Genomic DNA, 16,982 nt, shown 5'->3' with positions numbered 1-16,982 from the left:
TTAATACCTCCGGTACTAAGTCACCCTTAAAGAATAGCCAATGCTTTATCTTACTCCTGGTAAAAAATGAAACATCTGCGCTTACTCCTGTATTACGCAAAAAAATGGGTGACTCAGCACCCATTGTTAAAACACGCAATCCCTCTGCCGGAAAGCCGTATTGACTGATCCGGCCAGGTGATTCGCGTCGTTTGTAGGCCTGATTAACGTGGCGTCATCAGGCCGTCCCACATTACGCCAACTGACGCAGCATACGGCGCAATGGCTCTGCAGCACCCCACAGCAACTGGTCGCCCACGGTAAAGGCTGACAGGAACTCCGGTCCCATATTCAGCTTACGCAGACGGCCTACTGGCGTGGTCAGCGTGCCGGTAACGGCCGCCGGGGTTAACTCACGCATGGTGATATCCCGATCGTTTGGCACGACTTTGGCCCACGGATTGTGCGCTGCCAGCAGTTCTTCCACGGTCGGAATAGACACATCTTTTTTCAGTTTAATGGTGAACGCCTGGCTGTGGCAGCGCAGCGCACCGACGCGCACGCACAGACCATCAACCGGGATCACGGAAGAGGTGTTAAGAATTTTGTTGGTTTCAGCCTGTCCCTTCCACTCTTCGCGGCTCTGACCGTTATCAAGTTGTTTGTCGATCCACGGAATCAGGCTACCGGCCAACGGTACGCCAAAGTTATCAACCGGCAGTTCACCGCTGCGGGACAGGGTCGTCACTTTACGTTCGATATCGAGAATAGCAGAGGAAGGGGTTGCCAGTTCATCGGCCACATGGCCATACAGATGACCCATCTGGGAAAGCAGTTCGCGCATATGGCGCGCGCCGCCGCCGGAGGCCGCCTGATAGGTCGCCACAGAAACCCAGTCAACCAGGTCATTGGCAAACAGGCCACCGAGGGACATCAGCATCAGGCTAACGGTACAGTTACCGCCGACAAAGGTCTTAATACCTTTGTTCAGGCCGTCAGTGATGACATCCTGGTTAACCGGATCGAGAATGATGATGGCATCGTCTTTCATACGCAGCGAAGAGGCCGCGTCAATCCAGTAACCCTGCCAACCGCTTTCACGAAGCTTTGGATAGATTTCGTTGGTATAATCGCCGCCCTGACAGGTCACGATGATATCGAGCGCCTTCAGCGCATCCAGATCAAAAGCGTCCTGAAGCGTGCCGGTCGCGGTTCCACCGAATGTCGGTGCCGCCTGCCCGAGCTGGGAAGTAGAAAAGAAAACAGGGCGAATGGCGTCGAAGTCACGCTCCTCAACCATGCGTTGCATGAGAACAGAGCCGACCATACCGCGCCAGCCGATAAAACCAACATTTTTCATAGCGTTTTTTTCCTGCAGAGATGTGTGCTGTGTATGCTAACCAGTATCCTACTGGCCTATCCTTCACCATACAAAAAGCAGCCAAAGTCGCAAGTGAAATTAATCAATGATAGCGAAGCCATCAGTAATGCGACTTATCCCGCTGCGCAAGCAAGCAGAAAGTCCGCAGTAATTATCAGGGAATTTGAGTTATGAATGAAATCATTTCAGCGGCAGTTTTATTGATCCTTATTATGGATCCGCTCGGAAATCTGCCCATTTTCATGTCCGTATTGAAACATACCGAACCAAAACGCCGCCGCGCGATTATGATTCGCGAGCTGTTTATTGCGCTGTTGGTGATGCTGATATTCCTGTTTGCTGGCGAGAAAATACTGGCATTTCTTAACCTGCGCGCGGAAACCGTTTCGATCTCCGGGGGCATCATTTTGTTCCTGATCGCCATTAAGATGATTTTCCCCAGCGCCACCGGGAATAGCACCGGGCTTCCGGCAGGCGAAGAGCCGTTTATCGTGCCACTGGCGATCCCGCTGGTAGCGGGTCCAACAATCCTGGCTTCATTAATGCTGTTATCACATCAGTATCCGAACCAGATGGGGCATCTGGTGATTGCGCTGCTGATCGCCTGGGGTGGTACTTTTGTGATTTTGCTGCAGTCGTCGCTGTTTTTGCGTCTGCTGGGCGAGAAAGGGGTGAACGCACTGGAGCGCCTGATGGGGCTGATTCTGGTGATGATGGCTACCCAGATGTTCCTCGACGGCGTAAGGATGTGGATGAAGGGGTAATCTCCCCTTTTTGGCTCAGATAGCATGTTACCCGGAGAACAGTTCCGTTCACGTCATGCTCATTGCTTCTCTGAGATCTCGTCACCAGTGAACGTGTTAAGGGGGCTACGCAGCCCCCTTAACAATCCAGGCTCTCCGGCATGAAAATCGCCGCGTCGCGGTTCCCTCGCCTTATTCCTTCCCGCTTCCGGGGACGGGCGCAGGTAGCGTCCATGCAAACGGCGCCCTCGCCGCGCATCCTTGCGCTTACCCGGCCTACGATGTGGATGTGTGCTCGTTTCCAGGCCCGGTAAGCGCAAGCGCCACCGGGCAATGCCATCAGCTCAACAGCTGAAAGGCAATCATACCGACAATCGCACCGACCGTGCCGAGGATGGTTTCCATCATCGTCCAGGTCTTCAGCGTTTGCGCTTCGGTCGCACCGGTAAATTTACCGAACAACCAGAAACCAGCGTCGTTAACGTGGCTGACCACGATAGAGCCGCCCGCGATACAGATAGACAGTGCCGCCATCTGGGCACCGGAGTAGTTCAGTTGCTCAATCACCGGCATCACCAGACCAACCGCCGTTAAGCAGGCCACAGTCGCGGAACCCTGAATGATACGCACCGCCGCCGCCAGCACGAAGCAGGTGATGGCAATCGGCAGGCCCATACCGGTTAACGCTTCGCCCAGCGCCGGACCGACGCCAGAATCAACCAGAACCTGTTTGAACACACCGCCCGCACCAATCACCAGCAGAATAATCCCCGCCGGCTGCAGCGCATGGCCACAGATCTCCATCACGCGGTCTTTTGGCATGCCCTGGCGCACCGCCAGACCGTAAATCGCCACCAGACAGGCAACCAGAATCGCGGTAAACGGGTGACCGATAAACTCGAACCATTCATAGGTTGTAGAACCGACCGGAACAAAGCGTGCGGCGATAGTTTTCAGCCCCACCAGAACCAGCGGCAACAGGATAAGCGATAAGCTGAAGCCAAAGGATGGCATTTTGCCTTCGCCCAAATGCGGCTCGGAAATATCTTCCGGTACGTGCAGCTCGACGTAACGGCTGATGAAATTCCCCCACAGCGGCCCGGCGATAATCATGCCCGGAATCGCGGCACACAGGCCAATCAGGATCATCCAGCCAAAGTCGGCGTGCATCTGAGAGGCCAGCAGCATCGGCGCAGGCCCAGGCAGCAGGAATGCCGCAGCAGCCGCTACGCCCGCAAACAGCGGGATCACAAGCTTAACCAGGTTTGTCCCCGTATGGCGCGCCATTGAGAATGCCACGCTAATCAGCAGCACAATCGCCACCTCAAAGAATAGCGGCAGCGCGCAAATCAGACCGGCCAGGCCAATCGCATAATGTGCGCGGCTGTGACCGAAGGATTTCAGCATTTTGACGGCAATCTGATCGACAGCTCCGGTCTCATGCAAAATCTTGCCGAACATCGCCCCCAGCGCCACAACAATCGCCAGGAAACCGAGCGTGCCTCCCATTCCTTTTTCCATGGTCGCCGCGATTTTATCGAGCGGCATACCGGAAAAGAGACCTGCACCAATGGATACCACCATCAAAGCAACGAAGGCGTGCATACGCGCCTTCATCACTAAAAACAGCAGTAATAAAACGGACCCTACTGCTGTTAAAACAAGCGTTAATGTACTCACTACTTACTGCCCTGGTTAATAACCTCAATGGTGCTGGCGACCACACCGTCCAGTGGTTGATCGATATCGACCACCAGTACATCGTTTTCATTCGCACCCGGTTCTTCCAGCGCTTCAAACTGGGTTACCAGCATCTGCGTTTTGAAGAAGTGGCCTTTACGCGCTTTCAGGCGGCTTTCGATAACGTCAAAATCCCCTTTCAGATAGATGAAAGAGAGGTTCGGGTTACCGTCGCGTAGCTGGTCGCGGTAGACTTTTTTCAGGGCGGAACAGACGATCAGCGAAACCTTGTTGGTACGCTGCATCGCAAAGGCGGCGTCATTCAACGCCTGTAACCACGGTTTGCGGTCGTCATCGTTGAGTGGCTCACCAGAAGCCATTTTCATGATGTTGCTGCGCGGATGGAGAAAATCGCCATCAAGAAACGCGGCCTGCAGTTGATGCGCCACTTCGCTGGCGACAGCAGATTTACCGCTGCCCGATACGCCCATCAGAACGTAAACGTGGTGATCATGATTAGTCGTGCTCAAAGCGTTGCCCCCACTGGTACAAGAATCAGGAAATTGTTACGGGTAACTGTTATCGGTAACATTGTCCAGCCGGATAAATAGAGAAGCAATATCCATTCGTGCTCGAAGTGTATAAGTGTGAGCTACTTCAAACTTGTTGGCTTAAATAGATCCGCCCGGTGACAAGGTGAAACCTAAATCTAACATTTTAGGTGTGACGGCCTCACCGCGGATGCGCGCCAGCAGACGTTCTGCGCCAATGCTGCCCATGCGTTCACGCGGCGTGAGCACGCTCGCCAGACGCGGCTCCATCACCTGCCCGATGTCGTGACCGTGGAATCCGGCAATCGCCATGTCATCAGGGATTTTCAGCCCTAAACGCTGGCATTCGAAGGCCGCCCCTACCGCCAGGTCATCGTTGGTACAAAAGACACCATCGAGCTGCGGGTATTCACGCCGCGCCTGACGGATAAGTTCAATACCGGAGGAGTAGGAAGAAGACTGCTCCACCATCACGCTGTACGGCACCAGGTCGGCATCGCGCATTGCCTGCTCGTAGCCTCTCTGTTTGATGATAGTACGTTCATCAAGGCGTGCGCCAAGATAGGCAACATGACGGTGCCCGCGGGCGATGATAGCGGCTGTCATCTGACGCGCGGCTTCGAAGTTGTCGAAGCCCACGGCAATATCAAGGCATGGGGACTGGCTGTCCATCAGCTCAACCACCGGGATACCGGCAACCTCAATCATTTTCAGCGTACGGGGCGTATGGCTACGTTCGGTGAGGATCAGGCCATCAATATTCCACGACAGCATCGATTCCAGACGCTCTTGTTCCATCTCAGGCTTATAACCGTAGTGCGCCAGCATGGTTTGATAACCATGAGCGTCAGTGACAGCCTCAATGCCGCGTAGCACTTCAGCAAAAACCTGGTTGGTGAGAGACGGTAACAGCACGCCGATAGCGCGGCTGGTGGCGTTAGAAAGGATATCAGGAGCGCGATTGGGAATATAACCCAGCTCATCAAGTGCAGCGGCAATTTTGCCCCGCAGCGCCACGGAGACCTGCTCCGGGTTACGCAAAAAGCGGCTAACCGTCATTTTGGTCACGCCCACGCGGTCGGCTACATCCTGAAGTACGGGTCTTTTCTTTTTCATCGTCCTGAAGCGTTAAAAAGGGATAGATTCACCCAGTTTACCACGGACGTGCGTGAACCTTCGCAGAGAAAAAAAGGAGTTTTTTATTGTGAGAAATACACAAAATCATTCGAGTTGCATCAAGGCGGCGACGCAGTAAATCCCCGGGAGCGTACATTAAGTACGCGACCGGGGTGAGCGAGGAAAGCCAACACAGATGCAGCTTGAAGGATGCCGTGTATTTTTATACTGGCGGCAGATCAAACAACAACACTTCGCTGTCGCTGTCGGCATGAATAGAAATGGCCTGCTCATCCCAGATTGCCAGACCATCACTGGTGGTCGCTTTGGTCCCGTTAATTGTCACGTTACCTTTTACTACCTGGATCCAGACGCGGCGTTCAGCGGCAATCTGATGCACCGACTGCTCATCTTTGACCAGTGCCCAACGGTACAACTCCATATCCTGGTACACTTTCAGCGAACCATCACGGGCATCTGGCGACAGCACCAGTTGTTTACCCTGAGCGGCATCAAAACGGCGCTGCTCATAGCGTGGGGTAATACCGTTTTCCTGCGGCATGATCCAAATCTGATACAGATGCAGCTTCTCAGTATTGCTCGGGTTGTACTCCGAGTGACGGATCCCCGTCCCGGCGCTCATTATCTGGAACTCACCGGCCGGAACCTGCTCTTTATTCCCCATGCTGTCCTGATGTTCCACCGCGCCTTCCAGCACGTAAGTCAGGATTTCCATGTCTTTATGGGGATGAGTACCAAAGCCCTGACCTGCGTCGATCACGTCATCGTTAATCACGCGCAGTGCCGAGAACCCCATAAAGTTTGGGTCATAGTAGTTGGCAAAAGAGAAGGTATGCCAGGAATCGAGCCAGCCATGATTAGCGTGGCCACGGTCATTAGCTTTGCGTAAGTAGATCATTGTGTTCACCCCCAGATGTTTTCGATGGAGTAAGTGTGGACTCAATCCGCCGGGGATCATAGAGGGTGAAAATTGACTCCTCTGTTCAAAAAAAATGAACAAGCCCAGAGGAGTCTGCGCAGGCTATTTGGCGAGAGTTATCGTCGCCGGAGAAGCCTGTTCAAAGGCGCGTTCGAGGAGTTCCAGATTGGTAAGAACTTCAGATTCCTTGACGTAATTAGGCGTACCGGCTGTTAGCGTCTGGTAAAGCGCATCATAGGCGCGACCGTAATCCCCCACTTCCGGCTGCACCTCTTCTTTTACCGTCAGGCCGTCATCATTGACGTACTCCAGCATCCCAATGGAATCGTCAGCAGCGAAACCTGGCTCACCTGGCATGATATTGGCCTTCAGGCTGGTTTCCTGCTGGTCGATGCCGTACTTCACAAACGAGCCTTTGGTACCGTGAACGATAAACTTCGGATAGTCGATTTTCACCAAGTGACTGGTTTTAACAATGGCTTTCAGAGAGCCGTAGAACAGCTGTGCTTCAAAGGTATCGTCCGGGTTCGCTTTGTTGCGCAGGCTGCGGATGTCATAGGCCACGCAATCGGGACGACCGAACAGCGAGATAATCTGATCCATGGTGTGTACGCCCAGACCATAGAATGCGCCGTCCTGCGGCAGTCCCGGCTTGGTTTCCGCCACGGGGCGGTAGTAATCGAAATGGCTTTCAACCTCAACAATTTCACCGAGCTTGCCGCTCTCAATCGCTTTTTTAGCGGTGAGGAAGCAGGAATCAAAACGACGGTTCTGATATGGCGTAACGGTCAGTCCTTTGCTTTGCGCCAGTTCGAACAGTGCTTTTGCTTGCGCAAGCGTCGGCGTGAAAGGTTTCTCAACCAACACGTTTTTACCCGCTTCCAGCGCGCGTTTGGCGTATTCAAAATGGCTGTCAGCATGGGTACAGACGATCACCAGCTTCACCTGCGGATCGTTTAAGATCTCGTCAAGGTCACTGGTGAAGTGAATATGTGAATATTGTGGCGCCTGCTCTTCCGGCTTGGCGTGGCGGCGAAAAATGTGCGCGACATGCCAGCTATTTTTGCGGTTGAGGACGTACGGCAAATGGTAGCGAGTGGTGCTTTTACCAAAACCAATAAATGCGCAGTGTAAGGTCATGAGACGATCCTTTCGAAGGTGATTGTCTACACCATAGCGCAAAGCGGCTGGAGACTGAATGTTGGATTCTTTGCCGGATGGCGCTTGAACTGCACCACAGGGCGACAGGATCGGCCGTCGGCGTCGCAGGCAGTTTGTTCACGGCAAGCGCGCAGGGCCCGGAGCGTACTAAATGTACGTGAGGAGCACGAGCACTTCCCGGGGACGAAATGGCAAGTAAGCCAGGCAGACACAAAACCTCAAAAAAAAAGCCAGCAAAAGCTGGCTAAAGTAATACTGGAAGCAATGTGAGCAATGTCGTGCTTTCAGGTTCTCCGTAGGGGTTCCCCTGAACGCAGAGCAATAATAATCATTCTCATTCGCACTTGTCTACTTCTTTTTGCAAAAAAATGCAGTTGACGGAATTTTCTTTCTCAGCGAGTGTAAATACACAATTAACCCTGCTGGAGATAAGGAATGAGTGAGATAGTGATACGCCACGCTGAACCGAAAGATTACGACGCAATTCGTCAGATCCACGCCCAGCCGGAGGTGTACCACAACACGCTACAGGTTCCTCATCCTTCCCTCGAGATGTGGCAAGCGAGGCTAACCGAGCAAGCCGGGGTCAAACAACTGGTTGCCTGTATTGACGATATCGTCGTGGGGCATCTCTGTATTGAGGTCGCGCAACGCCCGCGTCGCAGCCACGTGGCTGATTTTGGTATCTGCGTGGATGCACGGTGGCACAATCGCGGCGTTGCCAGCGCGTTGATTCGCACGATGATCGACATGTGCGACAACTGGCTGCGCGTCGAGCGTATTGAGCTAACGGTATTTGTTGATAATGAGCCGGCCGTGGCGGTGTATAAGAAATACGGCTTTGAAATCGAAGGCACAGGTAAGAAATACGGCCTGCGCAACGGTGAATACGTTGATGCCTACTTTATGGCTCGCGTGAAATAAAATTAAGGGCGAGTTTTATCGCCCTTCTTATTGAAAGGACGCAAGAGTGAAAAAGTACCTTCTCCTGGTGTTGCTGGCAGCACTCTCCCCTGCTTTCGCCACTACCGTACAAAATCTCGATTCCGTGCCCAGCGCTATTCAACACCCGGAAGGTAAACAGATTTTTGCTGAGCAAATGGCGGGAGCAACCCCAGCCAAAGGATTTGGCGAGCTTCCACAGGGATTATCTGAGAACGCGTGGATTGCCTGGGTTGCGCCGAATGAAGATCCTGACAACCTGATCCTCACGGGTGCCAAAGCCTGGGGCAAAGACGGCAAATATATCGGTGTCGCCTGTTTCGCCGCCAATCCGGCCGACGCCGGGCAGGCAAAGAAATACGCGGATAACAACTGTCCGGAAAACTACAGCAACGGGCGCGCCAATAAATTATATCTCGGCGTTTTTTCCTGGCAGAACCAACAGCTAACGCCGATTGCACGCTCGGAAAAACCATTAAACCAACTCTCTGAGTGGAATAAAACCGCCGAAAAAGAGAGCGATGATGAGTCCGTCAGACCACTGGCCTATTACACAAAACTGGATCTGGCACCATACCGGATCGCACCCGATACGCTGGCGTTTGGGGTGCGCGGTGGATACTCTGAGGCGTATTCCGGCGGCGGCGCATTTTATGAAGTTCTGGAGCTCTATGCGATCAAAGATAACAGGATAATCAACGTGTATTCCGACCTTGTTTATCAATATACGGACATCGCCGGAGAGTGGAATAAAGACGGTACAAGACAGCACGACATCAGCGAGAGTAAATATATCCTCAAAATGCGTTCGGCAAAAACGCACGGGTTTTATGATTTAGAGCGCGTAAACCTGCAGGATAAAAGCAGCCAAATATTCCGCTGGTCTGAATCGCTGCAGCGATATGCGCCATTCATCATCGATAAAAGATAGCGGTAAATCGTTGGTTTAGGCACTGCCTGGCCGCTGGAGAAATATTTACAAGACTATGAAGAGAGCAAAACAACACGAAGCTAAGGTTACCTGGAGACAATGAATTATAATAACTGCCATTGGGCCTTCCAAACCGGCCCTCTTCCAGCGAAGAGGGCCATTATCCTCAGTAACCCGCCGTTAAATCATCCACGGAACGCGGGTCGGATGCGCCATACAGTGCGCCATCCGGTCCAACCATAATGCTCTGAGTGCTGCCCATCGCTTCTTTCAGCGCCACTTTCTGTCCTTTTTGCTCCAGCAGCTTAATTGTATCCGGGCTGAAGCCCTTCTCAATACGAAGCTCATCCGGCAACCACTGATGATGGAAGCGTGGTGCGTTGGTCGCTTCGGCGACGTTCATCCCGAAATCAATGCTGTTGACCACCATTTGCAGCACAGTAGTGATAATTCGACTCCCGCCTGGGCTGCCGGTAACCAGCCAGGTTTTCCCATCTTTTACCACGATAGTCGGCGACATAGATGACAGCGGACGCTTCTTCGGTCCGACCGCGTTGGCATCGCCGCCTACCAGACCGTATACATTCGGTACGCCCGGCTTGGCAGAGAAGTCGTCCATTTCATTATTGAGCAGAATGCCAGTGTTACCCGCCACAATACCGGTCCCGAAGGTGGTATTCAGGGTATAGGTCACCGCCACGGCATTGCCGTCTTTATCCACCACCGAGAAGTGAGTGGTCTGATTGCTTTCATACGGGGCGAGCTTGCCAGGTTTAATCTGGCTGGAAGGCTTAGCCTTGTTGATATCAATCTGATCGGCAAGCGTTTTAGCATAGGCTTTGTTGGTCAGTGCCTGCCATGGCACTTTCACAAAATCGGGATCGCCCAGATACTCCGAGCGGTCAGCGTAGGCATATTTCTCCGCTTCAGCCATGACCTGCATGGCGTCGGCGCTGCCAAACCCGTACTTCTTCATATCAAAGTTTTCAAGAATATTGAGGATCTGCACGATGTGAATACCGCCAGAGGACGGCGGCGGCATGGAGAAGACCTGATACCCGCGATAGTCACCGCTAATCGGCGTACGCTCCACGGCTTTATAGCTGGCTAAGTCCTCTTTGGTCATCAGCCCACCGTTCTTCTGCATTTCCCCGGCGATCTGATCGGCAATAGCCCCTTTATAAAACGCATCCGGGCCGCTTTCGGCAATCATTTCCAGGCTTTTCGCCAGGTTCTTTTGTACCAGCTTATCGCCTTTTTTCAGTGGCTCGCCGTCTTTCCAGAAAATGGCTTTGCTGTTCTCGTGATTAGGGAGCACTTCACTGCCATAGGTTTTCAGATCGTCGGCCAGTGCGTCATTAACCACAAAGCCCTCTTCCGCCAGCTTCATCGCCGGACGTACCACTTTGTTCAGCGGCATCGTGCCGTATTTCTCCAGCGCCAGCGAGAAACCCGCGACGGTACCCGGCGTACCGGATGCCAGATGCGACGTCAGGGACTTTTTCGCATCGGCGTTGCCCTGCTCATCAAGGAACATGTCGCGGGTCGCGCCAGCAGGGGCCATTTCGCGAAAATCAATCGCCGTGGTGTTACCGTCTTTGGTACGCAGCAGCATAAAACCGCCACCACCCAGATTGCCCGCCTGGGGATGCGTCACCGCCAGCGCGTAGCCAACGGCCACGGCGGCATCGACGGCATTCCCACCCTGTTTAAGAATATCCACCCCCACCTGAGTGGCAAGCGCATCCACGGAGGCCACCATCCCCTGCTGCGCACGCACGGGATGGAACACATCCTCCTCAACACCGTATGATACCGGCGGCGGTGCAGCCGGAGCGGCAGCAACGCTAAAACAACTTCCTGAGAGCAGAGCAGCAATGGCTACCCAGCGTAAAAACGTCGGTTTTATCATCGTTATTCTCCAGATGTATGGGGGTCAGCCCCCACTAAGCCTGGTGCATAACTCTGAAATAATCATCGTAACGGCGAGAAAGGAGTAAACTTAAGAGATCCCCGAGAGGAGAAAAGCGATGAAACGACTCTTACTTTTAGCCATGCTGTTGCCGTTTGCAGGCTTTGCACAGCCCATCAACACCATGAATAACCCGAATCAACCCGGTTATCAGATCCCGAGCCAGCAGCGTATGCAAACCCAAATGCAATCGCAGCAGATTCAGCAGAAAGGGATGCTCAATCAGCAGTTGCAAACGCAGACGCGTATGCAACAACAGCATATGGAAAACCAAATCAATTCCAACTCCCAGCGCGTCCTTCAGTCTCAGCCTGGCGAGTTTAATTCCAGCCAGCAGCAAATGCTGCCCAACAGCAACGGTGGGATGTTAAGTGGACCCCGTAACCCGGACAGCTCGCTGAATAAGCAACATATGCTGTCGGAGAAAAAGAACGGCGACATGCTGAAGCCCTCCAGCACGCCGCAGCCTAACGTTCCGTTAAAAACAATTGGGCCTTAACAGGGCTGGAAATCCGGACCAATCGTATCAATGGCATCGGTACAGATGCAGTCCACTCCCCAGCGTAGCAGCTCCGCCGCGCGCTGGGGTCGGTTGACGGTATACACCAGAATACGCAGTCCTGCGTCGCGCAGCGCATCCACGCGCGCTTCATCCAGCAGCTTGTGATTAAGATGAATAGAGACGCAACCCAGCCGCGTTGTCAGCTCACGCCAGTCTTCGCACCACTCATCAAGCAGTAAGCCTCTCGGCAGTTCAGGCGCCGCCTGCTGCGCCGCTGCAAGCGCGTCAATTTCAAAGGATGACAACAGCGGTGGTGTCATTCCCGCCCACAGTTCCCGAGCGGCCAGCGCTACGGCTTTGCCGGTTAACGTTCCGGTGCCGGTGGTGGGTTTAATTTCAATATTCGCCATCATACCGTGCTGACGGCAGCGCTCGGCCACTTGCGAGAGCAGCGGTAGCGGTTCGCCTTTAAACTCACCGCTAAACCAGCCACCGGCGTCCACGCGCAATAAATCCTGCCAGTTCAGCTCGCCTGCCACACCCCAACCATTGCTGGTGCGTTCCAGGTTGTCGTCATGCAGCAAGAAGATCTCACCGTCTTTCGACAATTTAGCGTCAAACTCAATCATGGTATGCCCGTATCGCGCCCCCATGTCGATCGCCGCCAGGGTATTTTCCGGTGCCAGCTTACCGCCGCCGCGATGGGCGACGATATGGGGGTAAGGCCAGTTACTCATACGCGTTGTCCTGTTTCGCCATCAAAAAGATGCAGATGATTTTCTGGCAGATGCAGCCACAGCGTGCTGCCTGCCGTCGGGCGATGCTGATGCGCCAGTCGCACCACCAGCTTTTGCTCACCCCAACGTCCGTGTGCCAGGTTATCCGCTCCCAGCATTTCCAGCGTGTCGACGACCAACGGCACGCCGCCTTCGGCCTGCGAGCTTAGCGCAATATGCTCCGGGCGGATACCCAACGTCATGTTGCGCCCACCAGACTCCCTCGCGCTTCTGCCGAGGGGCAACGTCATGCCGTCATCCAGTTCAAAATGGGTGCCCGAGGCGCTGATGCGCCCGTCCAGCAGATTCATCGCCGGGCTGCCGATAAAACTCGCCACAAAGCGGCTGGCCGGCTTTTCATATACCTCAACCGGCGTGCCGATCTGCTCGGCAATACCTTTGTTCATCACCATCACCCGCTGGGCGAGGGTCATCGCTTCTACCTGATCGTGCGTCACATACAGTGAGGTGGTTTTCAGTCGGCGATGCAGATGTTGTAACTCCAGACGCATCTGTACGCGCAGCTTGGCATCGAGGTTAGACAGCGGCTCATCGAACAGGAACACCGCTGGATCACGGACAATCGCCCGCCCCATCGCCACACGCTGGCGCTGACCGCCGGAAAGCTCGCGCGGACGACGCTTGAGCAGTTCACCCAGCTCGAGAATACGCGCCGCCTCTTTCACCCGTTCGGCAATATGCTCCTTGCCCATCCCACGGATTTTCAGCCCCCAGGCCATATTTTCTTCCACGCTCATATGTGGGTAGAGCGCGTAGTTCTGAAAGACCATCGCAATGCCGCGATCCTTAGGCTCCATTTCGGTGACGCGTTTATTATCAATCCAGATATCGCCGCCGCTCACCCGTTCAAGCCCGGCTACCATCCGTAGCAGCGTTGACTTACCGCAGCCGGATGGGCCAACCATCACGATAAATTCTCCGTCCGCGACATCCAGCGTCAGCGGTTTAATCACCTGGGTTTTGCCGTCCCAGCTTTTGGTTACTGCCTGTAGTTTTAAACCAGCCATTTTTATTTCTCACTATCGACCAGGCCACGTACGAAGGCACGCTGCATGGCTAACACGATGATTACCGGAGGGATGAGCGTCAGCAGCATGGCTGCCATTACCTGATTCCACTGCGTGGTGCCTTCACCAGTAGCAATCATGCCTTTGATACCTGCCACCGCAGTGCCCAAATTGACATCGGTAATAATTAACAACGGCCACAAATACTGGTTCCAGCCGTAGATAAAGGTGATCACAAACAGCGCCGCCAGATTGGTTTTTGACAGCGGTAGTACAATATCGCGGAAAAAACGCATCGGTGACGCGCCGTCAATACGCGCCGCCTCAACCAGTTCATCCGGCAGGGTCATAAAAAACTGCCGGAACAGGAACGTCGCAGTCGCCGATGCCATTAACGGCAGCGTCAGACCCGCATAGCTGTCGAGCATTTTCAGGTTGGCGATCACTTCCACCGTCGGGAAAATACGCACCTCGACCGGCAGCATCAGCGTGATAAAAATCATCCAGAAGAACAGGTTACGCAGTGGAAAGCGGAACCAGACGATGGCGAATGCGGAGAGCATAGAGACGGTGATTTTCCCTACTGTAATACTGAACGCCATGATGAAACTGTTGAGCATCATCAGCCAGAACGGCGCGCTGTTAACGCCCACGCCGTTGACCCAGATGTATTTCATGTTTTCCAGCAGCTGTGTGCCGGGAACCAGCGTCATCGGCGTTTCAAAGACTGCTTTGTTATCCAGCGTCGCCGCGACAAACGCGACGTACAGCGGAAACAGGATCACCATGATCCCCATAATCAACATGGCATGGCTGAATATTGTCAGCCCACGACGATTCTCAATCATTGGTAACGTACCTTACTTTCCACATAGCGGAACTGCACCACCGTCAAAATAATGACCAGGAACATCAGCACTACCGATTGGGCGGCCGAGGCGGAGAGATCCAGCCCGACAAAGCCTTCGCGATAGATCTTATAAATCAACGTAGTGGTCGCCTGTACCGGCCCACCCGCCGTGGCGGCATCGATCACCGGGAAGGTATCAAAGAAGGCATAAACCAGATTCACCACCAGCAGAAAGAAGCTGACCGGTGCAATCAGCGGCAGCGCCAGCTTAAAGAAGCGGCGAACCGGTCCCGCACCATCAATCGCGGCGGCTTCAATCAGCGACCGCGGAATAGACTGTAGTGCGGCAAAGAAGAACAGGAAGTTGTAACTAATCTGCTTCCAGACCGACGCAAACACCACCAGAAACATCGCCTGACCGCTGTTTTGCGCATGGTTCCAGTCATAGCCAAACTCACCGAGAAAATGGGTAATCAGCCCGCGCCCTGGGTTAAACAGGAAGATCCACAATACGGCGGCGACGGCGGGCGCGACGGCGTAAGGCAACAGCATCAGCGTCTGGTAAAAACGGCTGCCGCGTACCACGTAATTCACCAGCGCCGCAAAAAATAACGACACCAGCAGACCGCTTACCGTGACTAACGTACTGAACTTAATGGTGGTCCAGAATGAATCAAGGTAGTACGGGTCATGAAACAGCGCGATAAAGTTTTCCAGTCCGACAAACTGGCTAGAAAGACCAAACGGATCAACAGATTGTAGTGAGTACCACAGCGCTTCACCGGCGGGCCAGATAAAGAAAATAACGGTGATAACCAACTGCGGGGCCACCAGCAAATAGGGAAGCCAGCGCGAGCGGAACACCGGACGGGATGAAGACATGTAGGTTCTTTTCCTGGAAGGTGCCAGATTGCGGTGCAAACACCTTATCCGGCCTACAAACTACACGCATTTGTAGGCCGGGTAAGTCGCAGCCGCCACCCGGCATTTCACATTACGATTTAGTCGATTGCTCAAAGCGGCGCAGTAACTGATTGCCACGCTCAACGGCAGCATCCAGCGCCTGCTGCGGGGTTTTCTTCCCGGTCCAGACGCTTTCCAGTTCTTCATCTACGATGGTGCGGATCTGCGGCATGTTGCCCAGACGCAGCCCTTTGGTGAACGGCAACGGTGGCTTGTTCAGCATCTGGCGGGTGGCGATATCAGCCCCAGGGTTCTTATCATAGAAGCCCTGCTCGCGTGTCAGGTCGTACGCGGCGGTGGTAATGGGCAGGTAGCCGGTCTTCTGATGCCATTCAGCAGCAATTTCAGGTTTCGCCAGGAAGTTGAGGAACTGCGCCACGCCTTCGTAGGTTGCTTTGTCTTTACCCTGCATCACCCACAGGCTGGCTCCCCCGATAATCGCGTTCTGCGGCGCGCCCTTCACATCGGCATCGTACGGCATCATGCCGACGCCATAGTTGAATTTGGCGTAGTGGCGGATGTCAGCCAGAGAACCGGAAGAGGCGGTGGTAATGGCACAATCCCCGTTATAGAACTTCTCGGTAGACTCGTCTTTACGCCCGAAGTAGCTGAAATCCCCTTTTTTGTTCAACTCTTCCAGCAGGGCGATATGTTTCACCTGTTCCGGTTTATTGAATTCCAGCACCGCGTCAGTACCGTCAAAGCCGTTGTTTTTGGTGGCCACCGGCAGACCATTCCAGGCGCTGAAGTTTTCAATCTGAATCCATCCCTGCCAGCCGCTGGCGTAACCGCACTTCATGCCTGCTGCTTTCAGCTTCGCGGTGTATTCCGCCAGATCCTGCCAGGTTTTTGGCGGCTGCTCAGGATCTAAACCGGCTTTTTTGAAGGCATCTTTGTTGTAGTACAGCACCGGCGTGGAGCTGTTAAACGGCTGGGAGAGTAAGTGTCCGCTTTTAGAGTCGGTGTAATAACCGGAAACCGTCGGCACGAACTGAGACTCATCGAAGTTAATACCAGCCTCTTTGAATACTTCATAGACCGGTTTAATGGCTTTCGAGGCCATCATCGTTGCCGTGCCCACTTCATAAACCTGCAGTAGCGCAGGTGCGTTTCCGGTACGGAAAGCCGCAATACCTGCGCTCAGGCTCTGCTCGTAGTTGCCTTTGTACTGCGGAACAATTTTGTAGTCGGGATTGGCGGCATTAAAACGTTGCGCCAGTGAATCAACTTCTTTACCCAGTTCACCTTCCATTGAATGCCAGAACGGGATAGTGGTGACGGCCAGAGCCTGACCTGCAAACGCCAGGCTAAGTGCCAGTCCTAAAGCTGTATGTCGTAACGATATCATCGGTTATCTCTCTTGTTGTGCCGGATGCGCGATATCACGCGTTTTATGCTCGCGGGGGTAACATGACATGCTCGAATGACAGAAAAATAACTTTTTTATTACAAAAAAAAGATAGTAAG

16 protein-coding genes are annotated in these 16,982 nt (G+C 53.7%); 4 read left to right on the top strand and 12 right to left on the bottom strand.

Annotation, left to right across the window (positions count from 1 at the left end):
* Window positions 1-232: 232 nt before the first annotated feature.
* Window positions 233-1,339 (bottom strand): aspartate-semialdehyde dehydrogenase, encoded by a 1,107-nt coding sequence (gene asd / locus HV352_RS01395; RefSeq protein WP_016157652.1) that lies wholly within the window; start codon window positions 1,337-1,339, stop codon window positions 233-235.
* Window positions 1,340-1,530: 191 nt separating this feature from the next.
* On the opposite strand from asd, the gene yhgN reads away from it, so the two are divergent.
* Window positions 1,531-2,124: an NAAT family transporter YhgN gene (gene yhgN / locus HV352_RS01390; protein WP_003023480.1), complete on the top strand. Its 594-nt coding sequence runs from the start codon at window positions 1,531-1,533 to the stop codon at window positions 2,122-2,124.
* 318 nt (window positions 2,125-2,442) lie between these two features.
* Here the strand turns inward: yhgN and gntU are convergent, their stop codons facing one another.
* The 5 genes from gntU to HV352_RS01365 all read right to left on the bottom strand — a co-directional run bounded on the left by gntU (window position 2,443) and on the right by HV352_RS01365 (window position 7,530).
* Window positions 2,443-3,783 carry a gluconate transporter gene (gene gntU, locus HV352_RS01385; protein WP_016154820.1) on the bottom strand — a complete coding sequence of 447 codons (1,341 nt, stop codon included), beginning with the start codon at window positions 3,781-3,783 and terminating at the stop codon, window positions 2,443-2,445.
* Window positions 3,783-4,313: a gluconokinase gene (gntK, locus tag HV352_RS01380; protein ID WP_003023475.1), complete on the bottom strand. Its 531-nt coding sequence runs from the start codon at window positions 4,311-4,313 to the stop codon at window positions 3,783-3,785. Before gntK ends, gntU begins: the two co-directional genes overlap by 1 nt.
* A 141-nt stretch (window positions 4,314-4,454) precedes the next feature.
* Window positions 4,455-5,450, bottom strand: a complete 996-nt coding sequence (gene gntR / locus HV352_RS01375) for a gluconate operon transcriptional repressor GntR (RefSeq protein ID WP_016157654.1) — start codon at window positions 5,448-5,450, stop codon at window positions 4,455-4,457.
* Window positions 5,451-5,673: 223 nt separating this feature from the next.
* Window positions 5,674-6,369, bottom strand: coding sequence for a quercetin 2,3-dioxygenase (gene yhhW / locus HV352_RS01370; protein ID WP_003023472.1), 696 nt, complete (start codon window positions 6,367-6,369; stop codon window positions 5,674-5,676).
* A 123-nt stretch (window positions 6,370-6,492) separates the two neighbouring features.
* The gene (locus HV352_RS01365) at window positions 6,493-7,530 is read right to left on the bottom strand and encodes an oxidoreductase (protein ID WP_181635148.1); all 1,038 of its coding nucleotides are present in this window, start codon (window positions 7,528-7,530) and stop codon (window positions 6,493-6,495) included.
* A 456-nt stretch (window positions 7,531-7,986) separates the two neighbouring features.
* Here HV352_RS01365 and yhhY point away from each other — a divergent pair, with 456 nt between their 5' ends.
* Window positions 7,987-8,475 (top strand): N-acetyltransferase, encoded by a 489-nt coding sequence (gene yhhY, locus HV352_RS01360; RefSeq protein WP_019078130.1) that lies wholly within the window; start codon window positions 7,987-7,989, stop codon window positions 8,473-8,475.
* Between the two features lie 46 nt (window positions 8,476-8,521).
* Window positions 8,522-9,424: a hypothetical protein gene (locus HV352_RS01355; protein ID WP_049040640.1), complete on the top strand. Its 903-nt coding sequence runs from the start codon at window positions 8,522-8,524 to the stop codon at window positions 9,422-9,424.
* Window positions 9,425-9,590: 166 nt separating this feature from the next.
* Here the strand turns inward: HV352_RS01355 and ggt are convergent, their stop codons facing one another.
* On the bottom strand, window positions 9,591-11,336 hold the full coding sequence (gene ggt / locus HV352_RS01350; protein ID WP_181635147.1) for a gamma-glutamyltransferase: 1,746 nt from the start codon (window positions 11,334-11,336) through the stop codon (window positions 9,591-9,593).
* Window positions 11,337-11,454: 118 nt separating this feature from the next.
* On the opposite strand from ggt, the gene HV352_RS01345 reads away from it, so the two are divergent.
* Window positions 11,455-11,895, top strand: coding sequence for a DUF2756 family protein (locus HV352_RS01345; RefSeq protein WP_016154827.1), 441 nt, complete (start codon window positions 11,455-11,457; stop codon window positions 11,893-11,895).
* On the opposite strand, the gene ugpQ is transcribed toward HV352_RS01345, so the two are convergent.
* The 5 genes from ugpQ to ugpB all read right to left on the bottom strand — a co-directional run bounded on the left by ugpQ (window position 11,892) and on the right by ugpB (window position 16,863).
* On the bottom strand, window positions 11,892-12,635 hold the full coding sequence (gene ugpQ, locus HV352_RS01340) for a glycerophosphodiester phosphodiesterase (protein WP_047358179.1): 744 nt from the start codon (window positions 12,633-12,635) through the stop codon (window positions 11,892-11,894). The two genes, HV352_RS01345 and ugpQ, sit on opposite strands and share 4 nt — an antisense overlap.
* The gene (locus HV352_RS01335) at window positions 12,632-13,702 is read right to left on the bottom strand and encodes a sn-glycerol-3-phosphate import ATP-binding protein UgpC (RefSeq protein WP_016154829.1); all 1,071 of its coding nucleotides are present in this window, start codon (window positions 13,700-13,702) and stop codon (window positions 12,632-12,634) included. Before HV352_RS01335 ends, ugpQ begins: the two co-directional genes overlap by 4 nt.
* A 2-nt stretch (window positions 13,703-13,704) precedes the next feature.
* Window positions 13,705-14,550: a sn-glycerol-3-phosphate ABC transporter permease UgpE gene (gene ugpE, locus HV352_RS01330; protein WP_003023450.1), complete on the bottom strand. Its 846-nt coding sequence runs from the start codon at window positions 14,548-14,550 to the stop codon at window positions 13,705-13,707.
* Window positions 14,547-15,434: a sn-glycerol-3-phosphate ABC transporter permease UgpA gene (ugpA, locus tag HV352_RS01325; RefSeq protein ID WP_016154830.1), complete on the bottom strand. Its 888-nt coding sequence runs from the start codon at window positions 15,432-15,434 to the stop codon at window positions 14,547-14,549. Before ugpA ends, ugpE begins: the two co-directional genes overlap by 4 nt.
* A gap of 112 nt (window positions 15,435-15,546) precedes the next feature.
* Window positions 15,547-16,863, bottom strand: a complete 1,317-nt coding sequence (gene ugpB, locus HV352_RS01320; protein WP_016154831.1) for a sn-glycerol-3-phosphate ABC transporter substrate-binding protein UgpB — start codon at window positions 16,861-16,863, stop codon at window positions 15,547-15,549.
* Window positions 16,864-16,982: the final 119 nt, after the last annotated feature.

The sequence above is a fragment of the Citrobacter sp. RHBSTW-01044 genome (assembly GCF_013781945.1).
Taxonomy (GTDB): domain Bacteria; phylum Pseudomonadota; class Gammaproteobacteria; order Enterobacterales; family Enterobacteriaceae; genus Citrobacter; species Citrobacter braakii.
Note: the sequence above shows the minus strand (reverse complement) of the source record. Positions and strands in the feature narration are given on the sequence as shown.